This is a genomic window from Aeromonas cavernicola (assembly GCF_002795305.1).
Classification (GTDB): Bacteria; Pseudomonadota; Gammaproteobacteria; order Enterobacterales; family Aeromonadaceae; genus Aeromonas; species Aeromonas cavernicola.
In genome coordinates this window covers 1-24,296 of sequence record NZ_PGGC01000005.1, presented here as the reverse complement: position 1 = coordinate 24,296, position 24,296 = coordinate 1, and the positions used below count along the sequence as shown (strand labels likewise).

The 24,296-nt window shown below is 52.6% G+C and carries 27 protein-coding genes and 1 pseudogene; 18 read left to right on the top strand and 10 right to left on the bottom strand.

The features are described from left to right. Positions 1–2 precede the first annotated feature (2 nt). A complete protein-coding gene (locus tag CUC53_RS00695; protein WP_100292381.1) occupies positions 3–974 on the top strand; it encodes a hydrolase in 972 nt (323 codons plus the stop codon). Here CUC53_RS00695 and CUC53_RS00690 read toward each other — a convergent pair. Then, entirely contained in the window at positions 971–2,122 is a 1,152-nt protein-coding gene (locus CUC53_RS00690; RefSeq protein ID WP_100292380.1) for a GGDEF domain-containing protein, read from the bottom strand. The two genes, CUC53_RS00695 and CUC53_RS00690, sit on opposite strands and share 4 nt — an antisense overlap. Before the next feature lie 98 nt (positions 2,123–2,220). On the opposite strand from CUC53_RS00690, the gene CUC53_RS00685 reads away from it, so the two are divergent. The 3 genes from CUC53_RS00685 to CUC53_RS00675 are packed head-to-tail and all read left to right on the top strand — an operon-like array spanning position 2,221 to position 3,918. Next, entirely contained in the window at positions 2,221–2,445 is a 225-nt protein-coding gene (locus CUC53_RS00685; protein ID WP_100292379.1) for a YheU family protein, read from the top strand. A 52-nt stretch (positions 2,446–2,497) separates the two neighbouring features. Beyond that, positions 2,498–3,367 carry a phosphoribulokinase gene (locus tag CUC53_RS00680; RefSeq protein ID WP_100292378.1) on the top strand — a complete coding sequence of 290 codons (870 nt, stop codon included), beginning with the start codon at positions 2,498–2,500 and terminating at the stop codon, positions 3,365–3,367. A 14-nt stretch (positions 3,368–3,381) separates the two neighbouring features. Beyond that, entirely contained in the window at positions 3,382–3,918 is a 537-nt protein-coding gene (locus CUC53_RS00675; protein WP_100292377.1) for a DUF4136 domain-containing protein, read from the top strand. A gap of 109 nt (positions 3,919–4,027) precedes the next feature. On the opposite strand, the gene CUC53_RS00670 is transcribed toward CUC53_RS00675, so the two are convergent. Both CUC53_RS00670 and CUC53_RS00665 read right to left on the bottom strand, forming a co-directional pair. Continuing rightward, on the bottom strand, positions 4,028–4,324 hold the full coding sequence (locus CUC53_RS00670) for an MliC family protein (protein WP_100292376.1): 297 nt from the start codon (positions 4,322–4,324) through the stop codon (positions 4,028–4,030). A 59-nt stretch (positions 4,325–4,383) separates the two neighbouring features. Beyond that, positions 4,384–4,788: an OsmC family protein gene (locus tag CUC53_RS00665; RefSeq protein WP_100292375.1), complete on the bottom strand. Its 405-nt coding sequence runs from the start codon at positions 4,786–4,788 to the stop codon at positions 4,384–4,386. Between the two features lie 296 nt (positions 4,789–5,084). Between CUC53_RS00665 and crp the strand changes: the two genes are divergently transcribed. Further along, entirely contained in the window at positions 5,085–5,723 is a 639-nt protein-coding gene (crp, locus tag CUC53_RS00660; protein ID WP_100292374.1) for a cAMP-activated global transcriptional regulator CRP, read from the top strand. A gap of 103 nt (positions 5,724–5,826) precedes the next feature. Then, entirely contained in the window at positions 5,827–6,627 is an 801-nt protein-coding gene (locus CUC53_RS00655; RefSeq protein ID WP_100292373.1) for a putative RNA methyltransferase, read from the top strand. A gap of 84 nt (positions 6,628–6,711) precedes the next feature. On the opposite strand, the gene CUC53_RS00650 is transcribed toward CUC53_RS00655, so the two are convergent. Both CUC53_RS00650 and CUC53_RS00645 read right to left on the bottom strand, forming a co-directional pair. Next, positions 6,712–6,927 (bottom strand): SlyX family protein, encoded by a 216-nt coding sequence (locus CUC53_RS00650; RefSeq protein WP_100292372.1) that lies wholly within the window; start codon positions 6,925–6,927, stop codon positions 6,712–6,714. 14 nt (positions 6,928–6,941) lie between these two features. Beyond that, a complete protein-coding gene (locus CUC53_RS00645; RefSeq protein ID WP_100292371.1) occupies positions 6,942–7,910 on the bottom strand; it encodes a WD40 repeat domain-containing protein in 969 nt (322 codons plus the stop codon). A 118-nt stretch (positions 7,911–8,028) separates the two neighbouring features. On the opposite strand from CUC53_RS00645, the gene fkpA reads away from it, so the two are divergent. Continuing rightward, complete coding sequence (gene fkpA, locus CUC53_RS00640; protein WP_100292370.1) at positions 8,029–8,871, top strand: FKBP-type peptidyl-prolyl cis-trans isomerase; 843 nt, start codon at positions 8,029–8,031, stop codon at positions 8,869–8,871. A gap of 314 nt (positions 8,872–9,185) precedes the next feature. Here fkpA and ruvX read toward each other — a convergent pair whose 3' ends face one another. The 4 genes from ruvX to CUC53_RS00620 form a co-directional block, all read right to left on the bottom strand. Beyond that, on the bottom strand, positions 9,186–9,608 hold the full coding sequence (ruvX, locus tag CUC53_RS00635; protein WP_100292369.1) for a Holliday junction resolvase RuvX: 423 nt from the start codon (positions 9,606–9,608) through the stop codon (positions 9,186–9,188). Positions 9,609–9,641: 33 nt separating this feature from the next. Then, the gene (locus CUC53_RS00630) at positions 9,642–10,196 is read right to left on the bottom strand and encodes a YqgE/AlgH family protein (protein WP_100292368.1); all 555 of its coding nucleotides are present in this window, start codon (positions 10,194–10,196) and stop codon (positions 9,642–9,644) included. 94 nt (positions 10,197–10,290) lie between these two features. Further along, on the bottom strand, positions 10,291–11,031 hold the full coding sequence (truC, locus tag CUC53_RS00625; protein ID WP_167386639.1) for a tRNA pseudouridine(65) synthase TruC: 741 nt from the start codon (positions 11,029–11,031) through the stop codon (positions 10,291–10,293). A 28-nt stretch (positions 11,032–11,059) separates the two neighbouring features. Further along, positions 11,060–11,395 carry a YqcC family protein gene (locus tag CUC53_RS00620; RefSeq protein ID WP_100292367.1) on the bottom strand — a complete coding sequence of 112 codons (336 nt, stop codon included), beginning with the start codon at positions 11,393–11,395 and terminating at the stop codon, positions 11,060–11,062. 179 nt (positions 11,396–11,574) lie between these two features. Between CUC53_RS00620 and CUC53_RS00615 the strand changes: the two genes are divergently transcribed. The 5 genes from CUC53_RS00615 to CUC53_RS00595 all read left to right on the top strand — a co-directional run bounded on the left by CUC53_RS00615 (position 11,575) and on the right by CUC53_RS00595 (position 14,532). Continuing rightward, positions 11,575–12,603 (top strand): DUF3549 family protein, encoded by a 1,029-nt coding sequence (locus CUC53_RS00615; protein WP_100292366.1) that lies wholly within the window; start codon positions 11,575–11,577, stop codon positions 12,601–12,603. 124 nt (positions 12,604–12,727) lie between these two features. Beyond that, entirely contained in the window at positions 12,728–13,027 is a 300-nt protein-coding gene (locus tag CUC53_RS00610) for a DUF3301 domain-containing protein (protein ID WP_100292365.1), read from the top strand. A gap of 74 nt (positions 13,028–13,101) precedes the next feature. After that, positions 13,102–13,335, top strand: a complete 234-nt coding sequence (locus tag CUC53_RS00605) for a DUF2789 family protein (RefSeq protein ID WP_100292364.1) — start codon at positions 13,102–13,104, stop codon at positions 13,333–13,335. A gap of 96 nt (positions 13,336–13,431) precedes the next feature. Continuing rightward, the gene (locus tag CUC53_RS00600) at positions 13,432–13,743 is read left to right on the top strand and encodes a hypothetical protein (protein ID WP_100292363.1); all 312 of its coding nucleotides are present in this window, start codon (positions 13,432–13,434) and stop codon (positions 13,741–13,743) included. A 3-nt stretch (positions 13,744–13,746) separates the two neighbouring features. Continuing rightward, complete coding sequence (locus tag CUC53_RS00595; RefSeq protein ID WP_100292362.1) at positions 13,747–14,532, top strand: Zn-ribbon-containing protein; 786 nt, start codon at positions 13,747–13,749, stop codon at positions 14,530–14,532. A gap of 276 nt (positions 14,533–14,808) precedes the next feature. Here CUC53_RS00595 and syd read toward each other — a convergent pair whose 3' ends face one another. Then, the gene (gene syd, locus CUC53_RS00590) at positions 14,809–15,357 is read right to left on the bottom strand and encodes a SecY-interacting protein (protein WP_100292361.1); all 549 of its coding nucleotides are present in this window, start codon (positions 15,355–15,357) and stop codon (positions 14,809–14,811) included. Positions 15,358–15,537: 180 nt separating this feature from the next. Between syd and queF the strand changes: the two genes are divergently transcribed. From queF to CUC53_RS00560, 6 genes and pseudogenes are all read left to right on the top strand, one after another. Continuing rightward, positions 15,538–16,386 carry an NADPH-dependent 7-cyano-7-deazaguanine reductase QueF gene (gene queF / locus CUC53_RS00585; protein WP_100292360.1) on the top strand — a complete coding sequence of 283 codons (849 nt, stop codon included), beginning with the start codon at positions 15,538–15,540 and terminating at the stop codon, positions 16,384–16,386. Positions 16,387–16,528: 142 nt separating this feature from the next. Next, positions 16,529–18,808, top strand: a complete 2,280-nt coding sequence (locus tag CUC53_RS00580; RefSeq protein ID WP_100292359.1) for a hypothetical protein — start codon at positions 16,529–16,531, stop codon at positions 18,806–18,808. 68 nt (positions 18,809–18,876) lie between these two features. After that, positions 18,877–20,445, top strand: a pseudogene (locus tag CUC53_RS00575) (GGDEF domain-containing protein). A gap of 148 nt (positions 20,446–20,593) precedes the next feature. Then, complete coding sequence (gene ppnN / locus CUC53_RS00570; RefSeq protein WP_100292358.1) at positions 20,594–21,949, top strand: nucleotide 5'-monophosphate nucleosidase PpnN; 1,356 nt, start codon at positions 20,594–20,596, stop codon at positions 21,947–21,949. A gap of 183 nt (positions 21,950–22,132) precedes the next feature. Further along, complete coding sequence (xni, locus tag CUC53_RS00565; RefSeq protein ID WP_100292505.1) at positions 22,133–22,924, top strand: flap endonuclease Xni; 792 nt, start codon at positions 22,133–22,135, stop codon at positions 22,922–22,924. Positions 22,925–23,067: 143 nt separating this feature from the next. Further along, complete coding sequence (locus CUC53_RS00560) at positions 23,068–24,075, top strand: isocitrate dehydrogenase (RefSeq protein WP_100292357.1); 1,008 nt, start codon at positions 23,068–23,070, stop codon at positions 24,073–24,075. The last annotated feature ends 221 nt before the right edge of the window (positions 24,076–24,296 follow it).

Here is a 24,296-nt window from a genome sequence, read left to right as displayed (position 1 = left end):
CCATGTTAATTGAGAGCCATTTTCACGCGCCTTGGTGGGTGCGTAATCCCCATTTACAGACGATTTTACCCAAGTGGTTACGCAAAAAATCGGCCAAGGTAGTGTCGGAACGCTTTGAATTACCTGATGGCGACTTTGTGGATCTCGCTTGGAGTGGCCAGGTCATGGCAGATAGTCGCCCGCTCGTGGTGGTTTTTCATGGCTTAGAAGGGAGTGTGGATTCGCATTACGCCACCGGGCTATTTGCCCATCTCCAGCAAACAGGGAGAGAGGCGGTCTTGATGCACTTTCGCGGCTGCAGCGGCGAACCTAATCGTCATTTACGAGCCTACCACTCCGGGGCTATCGAGGATGCGCAAGCGGTGATCTCGGCGCTAAACCAGCGTTTCCCCAGCAAGCCCTTGCTGGCCATCGGTTATTCATTAGGCGGTAATATGTTGGTTAATCTGCTGGCTGGTGATCAGGAGGTGGCGCTACAAGGCGCAATGGTCATCTCTGCGCCACTGCAGTTAGCAAGCAGTGCCAAGCGGGTTAATCAAGGATGGTCGAAAGTGTATCAACGCTATCTGTTGCATTCTATGCGCCGGAATCTGCTGCGTAAGATGGCACGCCAACCAGAGGCGCTGGCACACTGGCAACCAGAGCAAATTCATCACATCACCACTTTACGTGACTTTGATGAGCAAGTGACCGCCCCCTTGCATGGCTTTACCAGCGCAGATCACTACTATCAGACATGCTCAGGGCTGCCCATGCTCAGCCAGATTACGATCCCAACCCTGATCCTTCACGCTGCAGATGACCCGTTTATGTCCCATGACGCCATCCCACGTGCCGATCAGCTCTCCCCCATGGTGCGCTATGAACTCAGCCAGCATGGTGGTCACGTCGGTTTCTTGTATGGCACGCCTTGGCGCCCCCGTTTTTGGCTAGACGAACGCATTAGTCGCTGGATCGATGAACAACTGAATTAAAGTGCTACTCGGAACTGATTGCGTCCCTTGAGCTTAGCCTGATAGAGCGCCAGATCCGCCCGCTCAACTAAACGCGCACTGCTCTCATCTGAATGCCAACATGCGACCCCCTGACTCACCGTAACCCGGTCACAAACGTCAGACGCTAAATGCTCTAACTGCAAACGTGCTAATGCGAGCTGCAGCCGAGCAGCAACCTCAGTGGCAACGCGTAGATCGGCATCGGGTAGCAACAACATGAACTCCTCACCGCCATAACGTGCAACGAGATCTGCATGGCTGCGCACTGAATTGAGCAGTATCTGCGCCAACTCTTTAAGGCAACTATCCCCAGCCTGATGACCATAGTAATCGTTGTAACGTTTGAAATAGTCGACATCGATCAGGATCAACGCAAAAGGGGATGAATTTACCGCACAATGTGCCAATGCTTGCTCCAGCGCACGATTTAAATGGCGCCGATTAGCGAGGCCTGTGAGAGGGTCTTGATCAGCCAGTAGTTCCAAACGGCGCAACAACTGTAAGTTTTCGTATTCGCGTACACAGGCGAGTTCAAACCAGCGATTGAGAATACGGCGCCCAATCTCCAAAGAGATAATGCCGCAGGCTAAGCCAAGTAGCTGTAACATTATGAAATTAACCGGAAAAAATACGCGAATTAAGATGTCAAATAGGATGGGAATTGAGATATAGCAATAGAATATTCGGCGGGAAGGATAGAGTGCGACCAAAGCAGCCAATAAATGTATTCGCAGTATTCCGTTGGCATAGCTTTCACCACCACGCAGCTCTACTTGACCAATTGCATAGATATGGACTGCCCACGCCGTCCCCCAAATCAGCACCACGATACAGGTAAGATGTAACCACTGCCGATCCGGCAAGCGGCGTCCAGCCTGCCAGATAACCGGTAACAACATCAATAGCAGTGTCGCCAATCCTATCTGGGCATCAAATGGCCAAGGCAACATCCCGACCTTGGTCAATCCCGCATCACGGTAGACCTCATAGCGCACCGAGATAAAAAACAGGGCTAATAAATTAAGCAACCAAAACCATACCATGCCATTAGCAATGGCCTCGCGCCGCGCATGGTCAAGATGAGCAATTAAGGTTGACGGTGCTCGGCGCTGATCAGCAGACAACACGCACGGACTCCATTAAATAAGTAAAAAAGGTTGCACTGTGTTGATTCAGCACAACAATAGCTAGGTAGTTATCCCCTAGGTACTGTGAGATCTCTTTCATGATTATTCCCTGGCAAGCATTGGATGCGGTCACCCTCACCCATCTTATTGAACATTTTGTCCTGCAAGAAGGCACCGAATACGGTGAACAAGAGGTCACCTTGGCTGACAAGGTCAACATGGTGCGCGACCAATTACAGCAAGGCAAAGCGGTGATCGTCTATAGCGAGTTGCACGATTCTGTCAACATTGTGCCTTCGGATCGTTTTGATGAACCCGCTTGATCAATGCCGTTACCCGCCCGTATAACAGTATTCCCAAGGAAGAGAGCATTCTATGTCGGCTAAACATCCCATTATTGCAGTGACCGGTTCATCCGGTGCCGGTACATCCACATCGACCATCGCTTTTCGCTCGATGTTTCATCAGCTGGGTTACAACGCCGCCGTCGTGGAAGGCGATAGCTTTCATCGCTACACCCGACCAGAAATGGACGTGGCAATCCGCAAAGCCCGTGAACAAGGGCGCCATATCAGTTATTTCGGCCCAGAGGCCAATGACTTCGGCCTATTGGAAGCTTTTTTTCAAGAGTATGGCCAGCAGGGCAGCGGCCAATATCGGCGCTATCTACACAGCTTTGATGAGGCCGTTCCCTTCAATCAGATGCCAGGCACCTTCACCCCATGGCAACATCTCCCCTGTGAGACTGACTTGCTGTTCTACGAAGGGCTGCATGGCGGAGTGGTCACCGACGAGCATAACGTAGCCCGCCACGTAGACCTACTGATTGGTGTTGTCCCCATCGTAAATCTCGAATGGATTCAAAAGCTGATTCGTGATACTTCCGAGCGGGGCCACTCCCGCGAGGCGGTGACTGACTCCATCGTCCGGTCCATGGATGACTACATCAATTTCATTACCCCACAATTTTCGCGAACCCATATCAACTTTCAACGGGTGCCCACGGTCGATACATCTAACCCGTTTAGCGCCAAAGTGATCCCCAGTCTCGATGAAAGCATGCTGGTCATTCGCTTTCGTGGCATCAAACAAGTCGATTTCCCCTATTTGTTATCGATGATCGACGGCGCATTTATGTCGCGGATGAACACCATTGTCGTCCCTGGCGGCAAAATGGGCTTTGCCATGGAGCTGATTTTGCGCCCGCTAATCCAGCAACTGCTCGAAACGGGCAAAATTACCTAACATCAGGAGCCTCCATGTGGTTTATCGCTGTTTCTTGCGTGCTGGCTGGATTACTACTCTGCGGCTGTAGCAGTGGGCCGACAGCCCCTACATTAGACGTGGGGAGCAAGGTCGTTAGACCGGCTGCCGACTGGCGCTTCGGCACAGCGCCTCGCTACGCCCTCGCGGAACAATATCAGTATGCAGGGGCACAAGCTGAGGCTTGGCTTGACCCCATCCAGCAAGCCGTTACTCAGCAACTCAATGACAAAGGGTGGCGAAGTATGCCCCTTGATGAGGCCGATGTATGGGTTGCGATCGGGGTAACAGGCAGTCATGAAGTGAATGATAAACAGATATTCGCTCAACTCGGCATACCGCCAGCGCAACAGACCAAGCCAGAGGCTCAGCAAGGCACACTGGCGATAGTGCTGCTTGAACGACACACTCAGCAAGTGGTATGGAGCACGACCATCTCGCTCGCCAGCGAGGTGACCGTGACCGACCAACAGCGGCAACACCTTAGCCAGCAATTAGCTGGCGAATTGCTTGGCTCGCTCCCTTCGCAGTAACTTTCCTCCCCAGCCCCCACGTAAACGCCCAAGTAAAAAGGGTGGCACCTTAAGTGACCACCCTTGTTCATGCAGAATAAAGACATCCCGTCAGCGGCACGACATGCCACTATTTAGGTTTGCAGGTAAGCAGCGTTTGCTCTTTTTGGCTAAGAATACTCTGCTCATCTTGATCCCAAAACGTCGTCAATCCATCGGTGTATTTGCTCCCACGTTGGGACTCCACCCGTATCAACTTGTGATACACCCCTGCATAGGGAAATTGCACCATGTCAGCTTGACTGTCATAGGTAATAGCCAACTCCTCTTCCCCACATTGATACTGACGATACTGGTATTCAGTAGGCTGCGGGCTACTGCAAGCAGCCAGTCCCAATAGTGAAAAAAGGGCGATCAGTCTCTTCATTGCGCGTTCCTTATGCGATGGCCTATCTGATGGCATAGGTGGTGAGAATAACTCGACGATTATGCTTCAAGAACTTGATAACTATGGGTAATTTTTACTGTTTTTTCCAACATTAGCGATACGGAACAGTACTTTTCCATCGACAAATCAACCGCTCGAGCCACCTGTTTTTCTGCCAATCCTTGTCCGGTTACCACAAAGTTAAGGTGAATGTGTTCAAACACACGGGGCACCGAGTCAACACGCTGCCCCTCTAGCTCGACGTGGCACGCGGTCACAGATTGGCGCGCCTTCTCTAAAATAGAGACCACATCAATGGAGCTACAACCACCGATGGCCAGTAAGATCATCTCCATTGGACTGGCCCCTTCACCAGGATTGGTGCCATCTAACACCACATGATGGCCAGACTCACTCTCACCAGTGAATTTCATCCCCTCGACCCAACTTACCTTGGCTTTCATTTTTTTCTCCTGCGATGCATATGGTGGGGACATAGCATAACGCACTCTGATACGAAGGCGCATCGTCCCCCCTTCGCGATCAAGTGTGGGGGAAGTAGATCAAAATCAACATCTGTCCCTCATATCATCCTTACAATAACCAAAAGCGCGCAGCGGACCGCAGTGAACAGAGCAACTCCCGCAAAGCCTTGTCAGCACAGACAAAGGCTCTTATCCTACTGCGACGACAATAAGGAGTGGCAAGATTGGCAACTTGCCCGGACCAGCCCATAAAAAGACACAACAGAGGTATTCTCATGGTTATTGGCAAACCGCAAAGCGATCCCACCTTGGAATGGTTCTTGTCACACTGCCACATTCATAAGTATCCCGCTAAAAGCACCCTGATCCATGCGGGTGAGAAAGCAGAGACGCTCTACTATATCGTCAAAGGCACTGTCGCAGTGTTGATCAAGGATGATGAAGGCAAAGAGATGATCCTTTGCTATTTGAACCAAGGTGACTTCGTCGGTGAGTTAGGGTTGTTTGATGAAAACGAGAACCCAGTGCGCTCCGCATGGGCCCGAGCCAAAGGCCCGTGTGAAGTAGCGGAGATCTCTTACAAGAAATTTCGCCAACTGATCCAAGTCAATCCTGATATTTTAATGCGCTTGGCAGGGCAAATGGCTAAGCGGCTGCAGCACACCAGCCAGAAAGTAGGCAATCTTGCCTTCCTTGATGTGACCGGCAGGATAGCGCAAACCCTGCTTAACCTTGCCAAGCAACCAGATGCGATGACTCACCCCGATGGGATGCAGATAAAGATCACTCGGCAAGAGATCGGTCAGATTGTCGGTTGTTCCCGAGAAACGGTCGGGCGCATCCTCAAAATGCTGGAAGAGCAGGAACTCATCTCAGCCCACGGCAAGACCATTGTGGTGTTTGGTACCCGATAAACAGCCGCCATCTAGCCATAACAGAGGCTGCCCAAGCAGCCTTTTTTGATCGCGCTCACCAGAACCAGCTCACCGCCTGTACGTATCCTTCAAGAGAGTCACTATGCATCTTCAATGCCCTCGTTGCCGCAAACCACTGCACGTTCATCAGCCCTCTCGCGGCGTGTATTGCGATAACAAACACCATTTCGATCCTGCCCCAGAGGGATATTTGGATCTCATTCCGGGTGATAAAAACCCAAAAAACAGTGACAGCCGCGCCCTAATGCGTGCTAAGCGCCGCTTTCTGGAGCAAGGACATCAACTGCCGCTGGTGGAGGCTATTACCGCATTATTAGCACCACTCGGTGCTCATGAATTGATCCATTTAGGTTGCGGCGAGGGCTATTACTGCCGCACATTGGCAGCGCGGCTGCCAGGATGGCAATTTGCAGGCATTGATATTGCTAAAAATACTATTTTTGCAGCCAATAAAGCGCAGCCTGACGGGCAATTTGTGATTGCGGACCCAGTTCGCGCACCGCTACTGCCAGGCCAAGCTCAGGTATTACTGGTCAATGATCTCAACATCAAAACTGAGCTCTTGGTTAGCTGGCTAGCACCCGGTGGTTACTTGCTCTATCTCCAACCAGGCCCACGCCAACAGTGGCAATTACGGACCGCTCTTAACCCTGTCAGCATGGAACATCCTCTGAGCTGGCCAACCTTGACGGGCCTTCATCACCTAAGCCAACAACGTTGCCAATTCACTATCGCACTTGATCAGGAATTGAGAGGATTTGTGGTGGAAACCAGCCGCTTTGGTTGGCGAGCCAGCGCTGAACAACGCCATGCCTTTATTCAGCAAGGGCCTGATGAACTAGAGCAAGATCTACTTTTAACACTTTGGCAAAAATCCAGCTGACGTCTTTTGCCCACGTTACCCCCTATCCCCGACGATCTCACTCGGCACCACACTTACCGTGGTGCCCTCATCTTACCAGCAGAGTTAATAGTGCGGTGGCGGCGTCTCTTCCGCCATGCTAGCAATTTGGCTTGGTTGAACACTCTGCAATTTATCAATCAGCAGCTGAACTTGTAGCTTAAGGCGGTCAATATCTCGCCCCTGATTAGTAACCTCATCATTGAGTTGCTCAACCGTATACTCGGCATAAGCAAGGCGCGTTTCTAGGGTTTCAATACGGTCATTCAATTGTTGATTCATGGTCCTTCTGGCCCTTATTTGACTGTCCAGGTTTCGGCCAAACCGCTGGAACTGACAGTGACAATCTGGCTATTGTCGCGTAAAGCAACGCCATACACTACCGCACTGGGCGGCTTCACTTTGGGATGGGGGGAGACTCGCCAACTTTGCAGCAACGTCCCAGTACTGACCTGCCACAAAGAGAGCTGACGAGAGGGCGCGCCAGTGATTAACCATTTACCGTCATTAACGAAACGAGCGGTGGTGTAGGTCTCGAAGCGGTGATCATATTGCAATCGGCTCACCTCTTTACCGGTTTGCAAATCCCAGATACTGGCTTGGCGACTATCGGCGGTAAAGGCATAACGGCCGCTAGGCTCAAATCTCACCATCACGACCCGACCGCTGTGATTGAAACGCCACACCACTTGGCCACTGCGGGTATCCCACAGATAGGCGCTATAGTCGTTACCTCCGGTAAGGGCGTAACGCCCATTGGCCGACAGATCTACCGTATTAACTTGCTCGGTATGGCCAAGAAATTGCAGTCTTCGGCCGCTTTGTGTGTCGACGATTTCGGCCTTACCATCTTCGCGGCCAATTAATACCTGACGCGCATCCGCAGACAACGCGATGTCCCGCAGACTAGACTCCGGCAACGAGAAATAACCCTGAGCTTGGCCATCTGCAAGACGCCAAATCGCGAAGGTATTGAGCGTGGCGGTCACCGCGTGAGAATCGTCGCCAGAAAAGCGGGTAATAAAGACTAAATTATCGGCTTGCTCCGCATGTTGCCAACGCCAACGCTGCTGGTTGTGTTCTAAATCCCAAACGCTGGTGCCCTGCCCTTGCCCAGAAATGATGGCTACTTTGCCATCTTTGGTAATATCTGCGCTGACTAAGCCTAGGTTTGTCAGAGAGAAATAGCGGTCAGGAGCAGAACTTGGTTCACACCCTGTCAATAACAGGACCAAACTTAGAAGATAAATGGCACTTTTTATCATTTTTACTGTCTCACGCTTTTGTTACCTACTATCACGGCGTTAGTATAAGGCGCTTACCACGATAAACCTCTCATTTCACAAAGGAATCGAGAGCGATACTTGGAGTCTGGAGAAACTGATGAACAAATTTCTAAAAATGTCGTTGTTGGCTGCGGCCGTTGCCGTTGGTCTCACCGCTTGCCAAAAAGACGAAACGCCTGCATCAACCACGGCTGAAGTGAAGGCACAAGCCGCTAAGCCCGCTGATGCGCCCAAAGCAGATGCTAAGAGTTTTGAAGAGCAATCCGGTTACGCCATCGGCCTCTCCATGGGTCGTTATATTGCTAACACTCTCGAACGCCAGCAAGAACTTGGGATCAAACTTGATAATGCGGTCATCTTAAAAGGGGTGACCGACGGTCTGGGCAAAAACGCCAGCATGACCGACGAAGATATCCAGAAAGTACTTCAAAGTTACGATGCCAAGGTCAATGAGTTGACCAAAGCCAAGGCAGAAAAAGACGCCGTTGAAAACCTGAAAAAAGGGGCTGACTTCTTGGCTGAGAACGCCAAGAAAGATGGCGTGAAGAGCACTGAGTCTGGCTTACAATACCTAGTCGAAAAAATGGGTAGCGGCGCTAAGCCCAAAGCAACAGATGTGGTTAAAGTGCACTACACCGGCACCCTGACCGATGGCACTAAATTTGATAGTTCTGTCGATCGTGGCGAGCCAGCAACCTTCCCGCTCAACCAGGTTATTCCAGGTTGGACTGAAGGGGTTCAGCTGATGCCAGTTGGTTCTAAATTCAAGTTCTTCGTGCCCGCCAAGTTAGGTTACGGTGAGCACGGTGCCGGTGCCATTCCTGCCAATGCGGTATTGGTATTTGACGTTGAATTGCTGTCCATTGAACAGCCTGCGGCGCCTGTAACCCCTGCTGCCCCGGCAGAAAAAGCAGCTGGAACAGCAACGGATAAACAGTAAGCGACGAGCAATCTCAATCGGCTCGTTGTCTATCCCTCAGTGATGATAAAGGCCGATTGATTAATCGTTGTAACAATAAAAAATCCGGACTCTGCCAAGAGTGCCGGATTTTTTATTGTTGATCACTACCGTCTGGATCAGCTCATTAGCGCCAGACCACAAGCCGTCGTGGGCTTAGCACCTAAGCCAAATAGGGGCCATTGGCGCAGTCAATGTGGTCGCACATAATGCGCAATAGCCACAGAGCCCTACCTGAGGAGGTCGAGCAACCCAGCGAACAGGTAGCACCTGAAATACCCTCATGGAATAAGCGCTCAGTCGTATTGCTCTTCCATCCAAGATTCGACGATCAGCTGAGCAGACACGCCATCGACACTGCCCTTGGCCAAGGCGCGATAACCACCCTGCTCAAACAAACGAGCACGGGCATCGGTGGTGGTCAACCGTTCATCTTTAAACGCCACCGGCTTACCAAAACGACCATGTAACCGATTACCAAACTTGCGGGCTCGGACCGTCATTTCCTGCTCGCTACCATCCATGTTCAGCGGCAAACCCACTACCAGTAGATCCGGCTGCCACTCCTTAAGCAAGGAGTCAATTTCATCCCAATTAGGGATGCCATCGTTGGCCTTGAGCGCCCGTAACGGCTGCGCCGTACCGGTCAACTGCTGGCCAATGGCGACCCCAATGCTTTTGGTGCCGTAATCAAAACCCATGATACTGCGTGATGACATAAAAGATTCCTGTGCTAACCCCTGCTGGGCCACTTAACCATGTCCAACGTCACTGGAAAGATGAATGGGGTTGATCCCAATACTGGCAATCGCTTGTTGCCAGCGCCGATGGATCGGCGTTTTAAACACCAAATCAGGATTAGGAGGGATCACCAGCCAAGCGCCATCGACTAACTCCTGCTCTAGCTGACCTGCCCCCCATCCTGCATAACCGAGTGCCACCAGCCAGTGAGCAGGTGCCTGATCGGTTCCTAAGGTCTCAAGAATATCCTTGGAAGTGGTCACCATCAGTTCATCCCCCACCTGCAAGGTCGAGTTAAAACCGGATCGTAACGTGTGTAAGACAAAGCCTCGATCCGCATGCACAGGCCCCCCTTGCAGCACAGGCTGCTTGAGCTCAGGGGCATTGGGCACCACCAAATCAAGTTGTGCCAACATGGTATCGAGAGACATCTCCACCGGAATATTGACGACCAGCCCCATGGCCCCTTCGGCGTTATGTTCACACAGATAGATCAAGGCGCGTTCGAAATAGGGATCTGAGAGGCTCGGCATGGCGAGCAGATAGTGATTTTTCAGTGTCTGCATAGTGAACCGTACTGCGAACAAAGTGTGAAACAATTATGGCAGTTGACCTGCAAGGGAAAAACCGCTTTTTACTGCCATCTTCCCTTGCGGCTACTCAGTAGTCACTCTCACTGGCTGGCCAACCTAACGCGGCGAACAGGGCTAGCACATCTTGGCCAAGTGGCGCCCGAATGCGCATCGGTACCTTTAAGATTGGATGGTTAAAGCTCAAAGTATGCGCCACCAGCAACAGTCGCTCACAACCATAATGTTCGCGGAAAAAACGGTTATGGCGGCCATCGCCATGAGTAGTATCGCCCACGATGGGGTGAAACAAATGATCCATATGACGGCGCAGCTGATGCTTGCGGCCAGTCTTTGGGAACAATTTGACCAAACTGTAACGACTGGTCGGATGCTTCTTCGAGACCGCATAAGGCAGTTCGACTTGATGGAGGCGACGAAAGGTGGTGACCGCATCTTGTGCGGGCCTATCTGGATCACTCATGGCATCCGCAATCTTGTCCAACTGCTCCTTGAGGGGGTAATCAATCACCCCCTGTGCAGGTGCCCAGCCCCGCACCAAGGCCAGGTACTCTTTATGCACTTGACGAGCAGCAAACGCCTCCGTCAGCGCTCTGGCAACGGTTGGGTCCAGTGCAAATAACAGCACACCCGAAGTGGGACGATCGAGACGATGGACCGGATAGACATGACGCCCCCCCATCAAATCACGCGTCATCTGCATCGCAAACCGGGTTTCGGCCTTGTCGAGCCAGCTGCGATGGACCAACAGGCCGGCCGGTTTGTTTACCGCCACTATCCACTCATCCTGATACAGCAGGCTCAACGCCATGGCGCTACTCCTCTCTCTTGGGATCGGATCATTGCTCAACCACTTTCCCTGACAGCAGCAGATCGACCCGCGCAATTAAGCGCATAAGCACCGCCACCTCAGCGCGATGTTCTTTATACACTTCGCTGGCCATGGGATAGAGCGAGATGCTGGTCGGTAGTGCTGCCTGCTGCGTGATGAGCTGCGTCATCCGTGGGATCAGCACAAATTGCAGCCACTGATCAAAGCTCAGGGTATCGACACAAAACGGCAGTGTACTAGCCAATGCCTGCGCCGTCGGCGGCTCATTCTGCCAGCGTTCAAGTCGCTGTAGTTCAGCCGCCAATTCGCCCAGTAAATCGGCTAATTGCATATGTTGATTCATCTCGATCCCCTTTGCTTCACCTGACTGCCGCGTGATGTCTCATCGGCACAGCCTGACCACCATGCCTTGAAAAAAGGCGTTACTATACACCCAGCCCCCCATGACTGCCATGACTGGGCTGGCTATCCTCAGTCAGCGCTTTATAATCGGCCCGCATCACTTTCACGTCAGGCTATCCCATGACTGCCATCAATACCTTGACCGAATTTCTGACTCAAGCTGGCACCCTGTTTCAGCTGTTTGATATGGGCCGCCAAGTACGCCCACTCGCAACCGACACCTTCGTTCGCATTGAACAGCAACAACAGCCCTATCCTTGGCCTTTACAGCAACACGCGTGGCTCGGCATCCATTTCTATCAGCCACAGGCAGGAAGCCACTACCTCTGGTTTCTTAAGTTTGCCCTTGATGAACGTGGCCTGCTGCAAGCAAGCGGCCCCAAGCACTTTATGGAACAAGTGGTCGACATCCTCGGCTATCAACTGACTGGCGAACTCAATGAGGCAGAGGCCAAGCGGCTGGCTGACAATCCTTACACCTTCCGCCCCGCTGAGGCCAAAATGGCCTGCGTACACGCCAAGCTGGCATATCAGTTAGAGCAGCCGCCATCGGCCTATTACGATGCGCTTTGCCGCTACCTAGACCAGCCCAATCAACACGATTGGCAAACCTTGGGGCTACAAGGTTTTGCTGATCTTGCCGAACGTTTACACGATGAACGTAACCTGGCCCGAGTGTGTAAGGCCCTGCCAACCCTGCCACCCGCACCGCTCTATGCCTTGTGCCAAAGCTTGGAAAACAGCCCGCTGCCCCCCGCCATCCAAGGAGCCCTGTTGGAGCGCATAGGTAAAGAACAAGAGTGCGCGGCCCCAGATCCGGAAACGCTGGCCTATCTGTGCCGTGCCATGGCCTCCTGCTCCCGTCATACGCTGCGCAGTAACAAGCTACTGACCCTGCTGCAAACTCAACCTAGCCCCGCGTTACTGCTCGCCATTGCTGGACGGCTCTGGCCCGATCTACAAGATGCCAACCTGCAGAGCCACTTTATGGAGCAACTGGCCCTGCAGCCGACCTCATTCTTTAACCAAGTGTTTGCCGAACTGGTCACGATCCCAGCGCTGCGCAACGTCATGTTAGCGACATTGCGCGATCCAACCCGCAGCGCCCCCCTCAGCAGAGCCATCGGCCATCTGTTTGCTCAAGGATAAAAAAGCGCACGCAGGGCGATAGACCCGAGTTCAACAAAGAGCGGAAAAAGCCAAAACAGGGGGCGCATTCGCCCCCAGCTAGCGCACTTGACCTACGCTAGCCGAGTCGACACAAGGAGCCCACATGGGAGAGATGCTTGGAATTTTGCTGCTGATGGCGATCGCAGGGCTATTTTGGCAAGCGCGGCGCCAAGCCGAACTGGCATCGCACTATATGCAGCGTTACTGCCAGCGTTACGATCTGCAACTGCTCTCATTAGCCCGCAGTCGCCAAGAGCTCGCACGCCATCCCTTGCGGCTACTGACGCACTACCAATTTGAGTTTTCCAGCGACGGCGAAAGCCACTACCAAGGCACCCTTAAGATGCAGGGGCTGCATGTGGTTGCCGTCGAACTACCGCCCCATCGCATGCCGCACTCCTGAACAGCGCTCCCCTGACCATCGCAAGCCGATGAGCCTGACTATAATTTGCTGAGGTGAATAAAGGGAGAGATGAGATGGAACCTCTTATCCATGACTTGTCAGCGCTATTTACGCAATTGGGATTGGCAAACGATGAGCTAAGTTTGCACCGTTTCGTGCATGACCATCGTCTCGATAATGAGACCTTGCTGCCTGAGGCTCCTTTTTGGAGCGAGGCGCAAGCTTGTTTCTTGCGTGATGCACTGTGGCACGATTCACATTGGTGTCAGGCGATCGACCAGCTCGATGTGCTGCTGCGGCAAAGCTAATCATCCTCTTACTGTGGGTGACATGCCCCCTCTTTATTGGTCATCTGGGTTTGGTTAAGATCCGAAGCCACACTTCCTGCCCCCAGTTTCATTGCCATGACCATTCCAACACCGAATCAAGAGATTATTCGTATCGCCAACGAGCTTGCAGCCAAAGGAATAAGCCCTACCACAGCCATGATCAAAGCTCGTCTCAGCCAGCCCGTCCCAATGGCAGAGCTACTGAAGGCATTGAGCCAATGGAAGCAACAACCCTCGGCTGAGCAATGTGAGCCCGCTTGCACCACATCAGATACCCCTGTGTCGCCTCCTCCACTGACCTTGCAACAACTCGGTCAGCAGCTTGATCGCCTCGAACAAAAAGTGGATCGGTTGATCGCGTTACTTAGCCAGCAGGGAGATAAATAAGCCATGTTTATCGTCGAACTCTGCTTTGAGTGCTATCGCGACACTTCCTTGGCGGAGGCCGAGCACGCCATCGTCAACTACCTCGATATGCTGCGCTATCAAGGGCAAATCATTGGCCGCGAATTTCCAACCAGCATCCATCAAGGTCACTTTATTAGCCGGGTGGTCTGCCCAGAACAAGATAGCCTGCATCCAGACAATCAAAGTGAACAGGTGAAACGGGCGGAACAGCAGCTCCATCAGGTAGGTCTGCTGGCCCCCAAGCTCCAACTAAAAGGCCCAGACCTGCTCTCTGACAGTACCGACCCTTGTGGCCAACAAGGCGATCGGCCGAGCTGGATGCTGCTCTATACCAGCTTCTTGCACAGCTGCTCTCCCCTTCGCTGCGGCGATCATTTCGCCCCCATCCCACTCTATCAACTACCAGCGGTGGCTAATGGTGACCACAAGCAGATCATCAAGTGGCAGGAGGATTGGGAGGCGTGTGACCAATTACAAATGAACGGCTCCATTGCCGAACATGTTGCATTAGAGGAGATAAGCAACGTGAGCAGCCGCCTCTATCGGCGGGGCAGCGATCTTAGCAAACGACTAGAGGCACTGACGGGTATTCCCACTTACTACTACCTCTATCGCGTGGGTGGCCTGAGTGCAGCCGAAGAACGCCACCGCCCATGTCCCAGCTGTGGTGGCCAATGGGCATTGGCCGAACCTCTGCATGAAATTTTCGATTTTAAGTGCGATAGCTGCCGGTTAATTTCTAACTTATCTTGGGATTTCAAAGATTAAGAACTTAGCCTAGTCGGCGTGATTGGCGCGCCCCTCGGTCATCCATAAGAGCGGGCTCACCTTGCCCACAGAAACCGCAGCGTACAGATGTCCGAGCGCGACGCAGGGCCAACATGGTGAGCTAACGAGCCTAAGGATAGCGGTGCTAAGCCATCTTTAAGGGCTGAACCAGCCGATCAGCACAGCCTTATCGGGGGCATAGCAGACCCATCATGCGGCCTGTGCCCGAATAGACCAGGCTCTGGCTGGTTAGGTGAGTGCCACCTGCGGTGAACGCTAGTGGGGTAACGTCTCTAAGCGCGCTAAAAAGGCTGGCAAGGATAACGCCAGTGACAAGCGGCGACCCGAATCGAGCCACTCAAGCCACACTTGACCACTTTCGTTATCTAAGGAAATCAGGGTGTTTTCGTGACGTGTGGTCGCAATAAAAATCGACGGCGGGCGCTTTAATTTACGCAGCATCAAGAGATGGCCAATCAAATTTTCCTTCAGTAACTCAAGATCTTCCTCATTCCATGGGAAGATCAATTCAAGTCGCAGCCCTTTGTAGAGACAGGGAATGGGGCGACTAAACCAGTGCCCAAACAGTGCCAACGCACTAGGGTGCAGCGTTAGCTCCAAAGCGGCGGCTATGGCACTGAAATCCTCAGGCTGGGCCCTGTGATAAGGGCGCCACGCGACTTTCCCCTCGTTGGGTTTCGCAACTTCACATACCGAGCGCCACTCAGCATCCCAGTCACAACGAGGCACACCGTATCGTTGCTCTCGATGCTGTTGCCATCGCGCCAAAAAATCTGTCAGGGCAGACAACACTTGATCCGACATTAAAAATCCCCACAATTGCTGACAACGTTCGCCATTGCAGCACCAAATTTCCTGAGAAACAAGGCGAAGCATCACAGCGCATCGGCCAAGGTGAGCGCTTGCGAGCAACCCGAACAAGAGCGGGTATCACCACTGCCAACCCAATGCCCCATTTCCTTTTCACTCATGTGGATAACATCGATGAGCACGCAAGATAGATACGCAGGGGCCAGCGCCCTCAAAGGCTTACGGCTAGGCCAGCAATCAGATTACCTCAGTCAATACAGTCCCTCACTGCTGCAACCTGTGCCTCGCGCACTCAATCGAGATGATCTACAACTGGGTGCCACCTTGCCGTTTGCCGGTTGTGATATGTGGACACTCTACGAACTCTCTTGGCTCAACTCGAAAGGTAAGCCTATGGTGGCGCTGGGTGAAGTCTCCGTTCCTGCGACCAGCCCCCATCTGATCGAGTCAAAATCATTCAAGCTCTACCTCAACTCATTCAATCAGACCCGTTGCGCTGCGATCGACACGGTAGCCGCCATGTTGCAAAGCGATCTGAGCGCCTGTGCTGGCGCTCAGGTCGAGGTGCGCTTGTTTTCCCTGACACACGCTCCCCACCACATTGCCACCTTACCGGGGGAGTGCATTGATGATCAGGATATCGAGGTAGATCAATATGAGTTTGATGCCTCACTGCTCCAAGGGGCAGCAGGCCAAGAGATGGTGGAGGAGACACTGCACAGCCACCTGCTGAAATCCAACTGCTTGGTCACCAGCCAGCCGGACTGGGGGTCGGTGGTCATCCGCTACCGAGGTCCCCGCCTCGATCGGCAAAAATTATTGCGCTACCTCATCTCATTTCGTCAGCACAACGAATTCCACGAACAGTGTGTCGAGCGCATTTTCATCGATCTCAAGCACTACTGCCAGCCAGCGCAACTCACTGTGTATGCGCGCTATACTCGCCGCGGCGGTCTCGATATCAACCCATTTCGCTCCGATTTCGAGCCAGTCCCCACCAATCTACGCCTGATCCGCCAGTGACGGTCGCCATGACATGCTGTTAATCGTTGTTATCTCAATACGTTACTCTCATTAATCTGGCACTGAGATCCGCGAGTAAACTCTGGACTCGCAGGGTGAGGCTTGGATAACATGCCCTCATCCCTGCGGCGTCTTTATTCTCATGAATCAACTGTTTGTTCTGACCATGATGATCTCCTCCCTGTCAGCTCCTGATCTGGACCTGAACGTGGAGCAGCTGTCTATTGATCTGCAGCAAGCACAAACATGGGTCCTGACCGACCCTGCCAAATGTGTGCAGCTCTCCTCTGCCTTTCTACTGCGCACCGCCAATAGCACTCCACTAAGCAGCAGCCACCAAGATGCTAGCTACCGTGAACCGATAACCAGCTACAGCACCGCACAGCAAACCATTGGCGCGAATCTGCTCAAAGGAAAATGCTTGGTGCAGCTCGGCCAGTATCAACCCAGTATGCAGGCCTTTGATCAGGCGTTGGTATTAGCCGAAAAGGAGGGATTCCCTGAGCTCACAGCCCATGGGCTGTACCTGAAAATACGCAGTCAGGAAATCAGACCGTCCCGTGAGGATGAAAGCCGTCAGCTGCTGGCACGGCTTGAGATGTTACTGACTGAACCGAGCCTCCAAAATAGTCCGCTGCAAGTTTACAGCCGACTATTACGCACCACCTACGATATTGCCAACAAGCGTTTTGCCGATGCCCAGCATCAGCTGGCAGACGCTCGGATTTGGGCTGCAAAACGCCCTGAGCCACTGACCAGCGCGTGGGTCAGTGCCACGAGCGGCGATCTTTACCGCGCGCTGCTGCAGCCACAGTTAGCTCTAGGCGAATATATTGATGCCCAGCAACAGGCGAAAGAGATCAAGGACCCCTTGTTCTTGGGTTTACTGACAAGCCAGATCGTCAAGCTCTATCAAGAACAACAAGACCCGCAAAAAGCACTGAAATACGCCACTGACGCAGCCAACTATTTTCAGGCCATCGGTAACCCAGTGTTACTTTGCGATGCTCTGATGGTGCTAGCGCAACTCAATAGAGAGCTGGGCGATCTCAATATGACCTTGGTCTATCTCTTTAATGCCCTAGACCTACTTGATGAAGATCGTCACCGCATTAACATTGCCCAACTTAATTTCGAGATTGGCAAGACTTACTTGCAAAGCGGCAATCTCGCTCTCGCCAGTCGCTACCTCAATACTGCTCGCCAAGCCCATGAACCCAATGATGCCAAAGAACCACTGATAGATACCTTGCTCCTACTCGGCGAGCTATATCTGAAAAAACACGAAGCGGCGATCGCCATTTTACAGTTAGAAAACGCGCGAACCCTTGCCAACCAGTTAGGTGATAGTCGCCGTCAATATGAGGCTTACCGTCTGCTATCAATCGCCTACGAGCAAAAAGGCTATCTGCGCAAGGCGCTGGACAGCTACCGCAGCTTCACTCGGCTGGGCGAGGAGGTTCGTCAACAAGAGGCCGTGCAAGAACAAACGACCGCGCACGATAACTATGTGCAGATCGAGCGCAGGCAAAGCATCAAGGCATTAGAACAGCGTCTTGAAGAGAGCCAGTACCAACAAGAACGCTATCTTTGGTCCAGCATCACCACCAGCTTGCTGCTGGCACTGTTTATTTATCTCTTCTTTACCATCTGGCTAAAATTGCGGGCTGCCCGCCTGTTAGCCAAACAGACAGGGGAGGCATTGCTCATTGAGCCACGCACTCAGCTGGCCAATTGGCAGCGTCTGATGCAACGTTGGCCACAGGAGATGGTCAAACGTCAGCAGCAATCTGAGCGCTGGTATCTCAGTGAGCACACCTCCCGTGAGTTCGATGACAAACTCCATTATCTGCTGTTTCACGTTCCTTTTTTAATCACTAATCCGCAGCGTCATGGCTATCAAATCAGCCGTGAGATCGAGCAAACATTCGGAGCCTACGTCGCGGGTCTAACACCACCAGATGGCCGGATCTATGACTTACGCGCAGGCTGTTTGCTCTATGTCGTCCCCCAGCGTCATGTGGACAACTTACCCCACTTAGCCGCCCAGCTACTGAATGAGCTGGCTGCATTTTCGTGTGAATACCCACTCGATCGACGCATTAGTCTCGGGATTATTAGCCACCCTTTTTTGCCCAAAGCGCCGGCCGCTCTGGACCACCATGGTTTATTTGATCTGTGTTATTTGGCATTAGCTGGCGCGACGCAGCTCAGTGATCATTCTCAGCAGAGCGCTTGGCTTGAACTCGCCGCCATTGATTGCCAACAAGCGGCGTTTTTTAACGGGGACGTGTGGCAATGTGGTCTGATGGCCATTGACAAGGGATTGGTAAAAGTCAACGCGTCCCACGAAAAACAGTGGGTTAATTGGTCACAACTGGCGCGCTCCCAAGCAGGAAGCGCTTCGCCAACCGCTGATTGAATAACTGAAAACCTAGTGTGCACATCGTCACTCTGCCCCAATAACCATCATCACCACAGGGTGTGATAATGAATGATATCGCTGCCGTAGCAGGACAATTAGCCGAACTCAGAGCGTCCCTCCAGCAAACCCAGCTTGAACTTGAAGGCACTGTCTTAGTGGCAGATGCTGAACGGATTCGCAGTACCCAGTTTATTAACCAGCTCATTCTCTGCTGCTACGGTATCGTACCATGAACTAGATAGCCAACTGACTCAACTGCAACAAACATTCCGCAGTGATCCACTGATCACCTCGTTAGATCGTGAGTTATTGGCGCTCGAAAAACGGCTGCAACAGCACAGTGTCGCCTTACAGAGATCCATGAGCCTCTCACAAGCGGCGCTCGACAGCGGCGCGCATCACCTCGCATCGATCAGCACACTGCCACATGCTATCCGCCAATCACTGCTGCTATTTCTCAACACGCCTGCCGATGGCGCCTGTGCGAACAACAACAGCGCATGCTCACGCTACTCGATCTCTACCAGCAAGCAACCAGCCTCCAACAAACGCCATTAGTCACCTCTTCGCAAGATGAGCAACCTCAACTATTTGCACCACAAGACGAGCAGCGCCTCAGCGATGAGTTACAACGCCTGATCACTGAACTGGATTTTGCAGGAGCCATCGGGGCAAGCTTGTCTGATATCCGGCGCCAGTTACTCTCTGGGCTCAAACCCACCTTGTTGGCCAGTACTTGCCTTCGGGTTATCGAACTTATCATCGAAGGAACCCGAGCAGAGCGGACCGCCTCCCGTGCTTTTTTAACTAACCTCAATGAGCGTCTCGCGTTGATCCATTCCAGCGTGACTCAATCTCTTGATGAGGGTCGCCTCCTACAGCAAACCAGAACAGAGAGCCATCAGGCGCTACAGCATCAGATCCAAGCAATCGACCACAGCCTGACTCAATACCAGCATGTCGATAGCCTCAAAGCGGCGATCTCAGAACATCTGGTCACGCTCAACACCCTGTTACACGAGAGATCGGAGTCAGCATCCCGCGAAAACTCGCTCCTTAATTATATTTCCAAGATGGAGTCCAAGATCCGCCTGATCACAGAAGAGACGGCCGAATACAAAAAACGGCTGACGATTCAAAAGCACAAACTGTTTCTCGATAGCTTAACCCAGGTGCACAACCGCGCCGCGCTCGATGAGCGCTTGGAGCAAGAGTATCGCCGCTGGGTGCGTTACCGTACCCCCTTGTGCTTGGCGATCATTGATATTGATCACTTCAAGCAAATCAATGACAACTACGGCCACATGGCTGGCGATAAGGCCTTAAAGGTGGTGGCAAAGGCATTACAACGTACGCTGCGAGATACCGACTTCATCGCACGTTTCGGGGGTGAAGAGTTTGTCGTGCTGTTACCAAATATCAACCCAGAGAAGTTTCAAAAGCCGCTCGAAACCCTGCGCCAAACCATCAAACACATTCCGTTTCGCTTTCGGGACGCCAAAGTGGCCATTACCATCTCCATCGGCGCCACGCTGTTTCGTGAGGGCGACACCCCCTCAGAGGTGTTCGAGCGAGCAGACAAGGCGCTCTATCACGCCAAACACACGGGTCGGGATCAGGTGATGCTAGCGTGAGGGGCGGCTAAAAAACCAGCGAACGCACTTGTCCCCTATTTCCCTCGCCCCTCGGTTGCCACTACTATCGAAATCAGGGGATGCAATATGGCTCCCCTTTTCTCCCCAGGGAAACCACAACGATAACAAGCGAGTGCAAGGGGAATCTATGATTACGCACATCAATCCTGTTGGCAGCATGGACCTGCTGTCACAGCTTGAGGTTGATCGCCTCAAGCAAACAGCAAGCAGCGATATCTATCAGTTATTTCGCAACTGCTCGCTGGCGGTGCTCAACTCAGGTAGCCATACCGATAGCTCCAAAGAGATTTTAGAGCGCTTCAAGTCGTTCGATATCCATGTGATCCGCCGTGAGCGGGGGGTTAAACTGGAGCTGTTCAATGCCCCGGAGCACGCCTTTGTCGATGGCGAAATCATCCGTGGCATTCAGGAGCACCTGTTCTCGGTGCTACGTGACATTCTCTACGTCTCCAATCAGTTAGAATCGAACCGTCAGGTTAATCTGACGAACTCGACCCACATCTCTAACGTGGTGTTTGCCATCCTGCGTAACGCCAAAGTGATCCAGCCTGGTGCCGACCCTAACCTTATCGTCTGCTGGGGCGGCCACTCTATCAATGAGATCGAGTACCAATACACCCGCTTAGTGGGTAATGAGTTAGGGCTACGCGAGCTGAATATTTGTACCGGCTGTGGCCCAGGGGCGATGGAAGGGCCGATGAAAGGCGCGGCTGTCGGCCATGCCAAACAGCGAGTACGCAATGGCCGCTACATCGGGCTGACTGAACCCTCCATCATTGCAGCTGAACCCCCTAATCCCATCGTTAACGAGCTGGTGATCCTGCCGGATATCGAGAAACGACTGGAAGCGTTCGTCCGGCTCGGCCACGGCATTATTATCTTCCCTGGCGGAGCGGGCACCGCCGAAGAGCTGCTTTATCTGCTGGGGATCATGATGCACCCCGCGAACGAGCGGCAGCCCATGCCCATCATCCTGACCGGCCCGAAAGAGAGTGCAGACTATTTCCGCGCCATCGACGACTTTATCAAAGCAACCCTCGGTGAGCCGGCGACCAAGCTCTACCGGATTATCGTCGGCAATGCGCCAGAAGTTGCCAGGGTCATGAAAGAGGCGATGCCCAAAATTCGCGAGTATCGAAAATCAGTTGGTGACGCTTACTCTTTTAACTGGTCACTGAAGATCGAGCCGGAATTTCAGCTACCTTTCGAGCCAGACCACGCCAACATGGCGAGTCTAGATCTACACCGTCAACAGCTCCCTCAGTTACTGGCAGCTAACCTGCGCCGCGCCTTCTCTGGCATTGTCGCGGGGAACGTCAAAGAAGGGGGCATTCGTGCTATCGAGAAGAGAGGCCCCTTCAAGCTACATGGCGATAAGGAGCTGATGCACTTGATGGACAAGCTGCTAGAGAGCTTCGTGAAACAGCAACGCATGAAGCTGCCCGGGAGTCAGTACATACCTTGCTATGAAATCGTGCGCTAGCCCAACAGGCTGGCCAAGCAGCCATCCTGAACGGTCAACATGAATAAGAGGGGCCACTGTCGCGCCCCTCTGCTGTTATTGCGTGTTATCCCATTTATCCCATATCAGGTCAGCCATGCCGCGAGGCTGTCATGAGGCGCACCAGTTGTTACAATGGGCCATCCTGACCATCAAGAGCGCCCCATGCCACACCTGCTGATCATCGATGCCCTCAATCTCATCCGCCGCCTGCACGCAGTACAAGCCCAGCAAGCTCTGACGCCAGCGCAAGCTCTTCTGGCCACACGGGCCAACCTTATCAACTGTTGCCGTAAGTTACTGGCTAATAGTGAGCCAACCCATGCTATCGCGGTGTTTGATGGCGACATCGCAAGCTGGCGTAAAAGGCTCTATCCCGCTTACAAAGAGGGGCGCACACCGATGCCCACTGAGCTGCGTGAAGGCCTCGCTGAGCTGCAAGATGCCTTCTGGGAATGTGGGGTCGATGCCCTCCTCTCTGAGACTGACGAAGCAGATGACCTAATTGCAACCCTTGCCTGCGGCATAGCTCAGCATGGCCATCAGGCCACTATCATCTCCACTGATAAGGGGTTTTGTCAGCTCATCAGCCCACACATCCAGATCCGTGACTACTTCAACAAACGCTGGCTGGATGCGGCGTTTGTCCAGCAACACTATGGTTTGGCACCGAGCCAACTGGTGGATTGTTGGGCACTAACCGGCGTCAGTGGCTCAAACATCAAAGGCGTGCCCGGGATTGGCCCAAAAACCGCCACTCAGTTACTACAGCAATACCATGATTTAGCGACCCTGCTGGATGTGGGACAACATGAGGCTGCCAGTAACGCGTTACGCAAAGTGTGCCAGCATCGAGAAGCATCCTTACTCGCCCAACGTTTAGTCCGGCTACAACACGACATTCCATTGGGCTTTAACTTGCGGGATATCCGTTACCCGCCAGCAATGGATATTTGACTCTTCACGCTGGCTCGATTTCTTACCACAAATGCCAGATGTTGAATAAAATGAGAGATATGTAAATAGGGTGGTGGAATTGCTACATAAATGATATAAAGCGGCCCGAACCCTCCCCTGTCCTCTGGAAGTGGAACCCTCCCATGTCTAAAACAAACATCACCGTAATCCCTGGCGACGGCATTGGCCCCAGCATCATTGAGTCTGCCATCCAGATCCTGAATCACGCAGGATGTGACTTCGAGTATGAATACGCAGATGCAGGTTTAGTTGCCCTCGAAAAGCATGGCGAATTACTACCGCAAAGCACGCTGGATCTGATTAAGAAAAACAAGGTCAGCCTCAAAGGGCCATTAACTACCCCTGTCGGCAAGGGCTTCACTTCCATTAACGTCTCCCTGCGTAAAACATTTAACCTGTACGCCAACGTGCGCCCAGTGATCTCCTTCAAGGGGACGAAAAGTCGCTACGACAACATCGACATCATCACCGTGCGCGAAAACACCGAGGGAATGTATTCAGGGGCGGGGCAAAAGCGCAGCGACGATAATCAAACAGCTGAGGCCATGAGTATCATCACCCGTGAAGGTGCTGAGCGCATCGCCATCTTTGCCTTCGAACTGGCCCGTCAGGAAAAGCGCAAGAAAGTCACCATTATCCACAAAGCAAATATCCTTAAATCCACCTCAGGCCTGTTTCTCGACGTTGCCCGTGAAGTAGCTGCTCGTTACCCAGATATCCAGAACGAGGAGATGATCGTCGATGCCGCGTGCATGAATCTGGTGATGTATCCAGAACGGTTTGACGTGATGGTCACCACTAACCTATTTGGCGACATCCTTTCTGACCTCTGTGCAGGCTTGGTCGGCGGTCTTGGCATGGCACCGGGCGCCAATATCGGCGATGGCGCCGCCATCTTCGAAGCGGTGCACGGCTCAGCTCCCGATATCGCAGGCAAGAACATTGCTAACCCCACATCGGTGATCCTCGCCTCAATTCAGATGCTCGAATACCTCGGTATGCACGATAAAGCCGCGCAGATCCGCAAGGCCGTACGTGACACCATCGCATCGGGCGACCGAGTGACCCGAGACTTAGGCGGTCAAGCATCCACCGATGAATTCACCCAAGCCGTTATTTCACGGCTTTGATTTGATTGATAGGTTAAAAAAAGATCATTAACTCGAATGAAACTCAGTTAAAAACCACTACCCAATCTGCTAATAGATGAAAATCCGAAACCTGTTGATGGGTTTCGGATTTTTTATGTGCATGACGCAAACGCTCGGCTTCCTTGACACCAACAGCAACCCACATAGAACCTTTAGTAGCATTCGCCTATCTCATCATGAGTTAAGTGGCATACCGTATA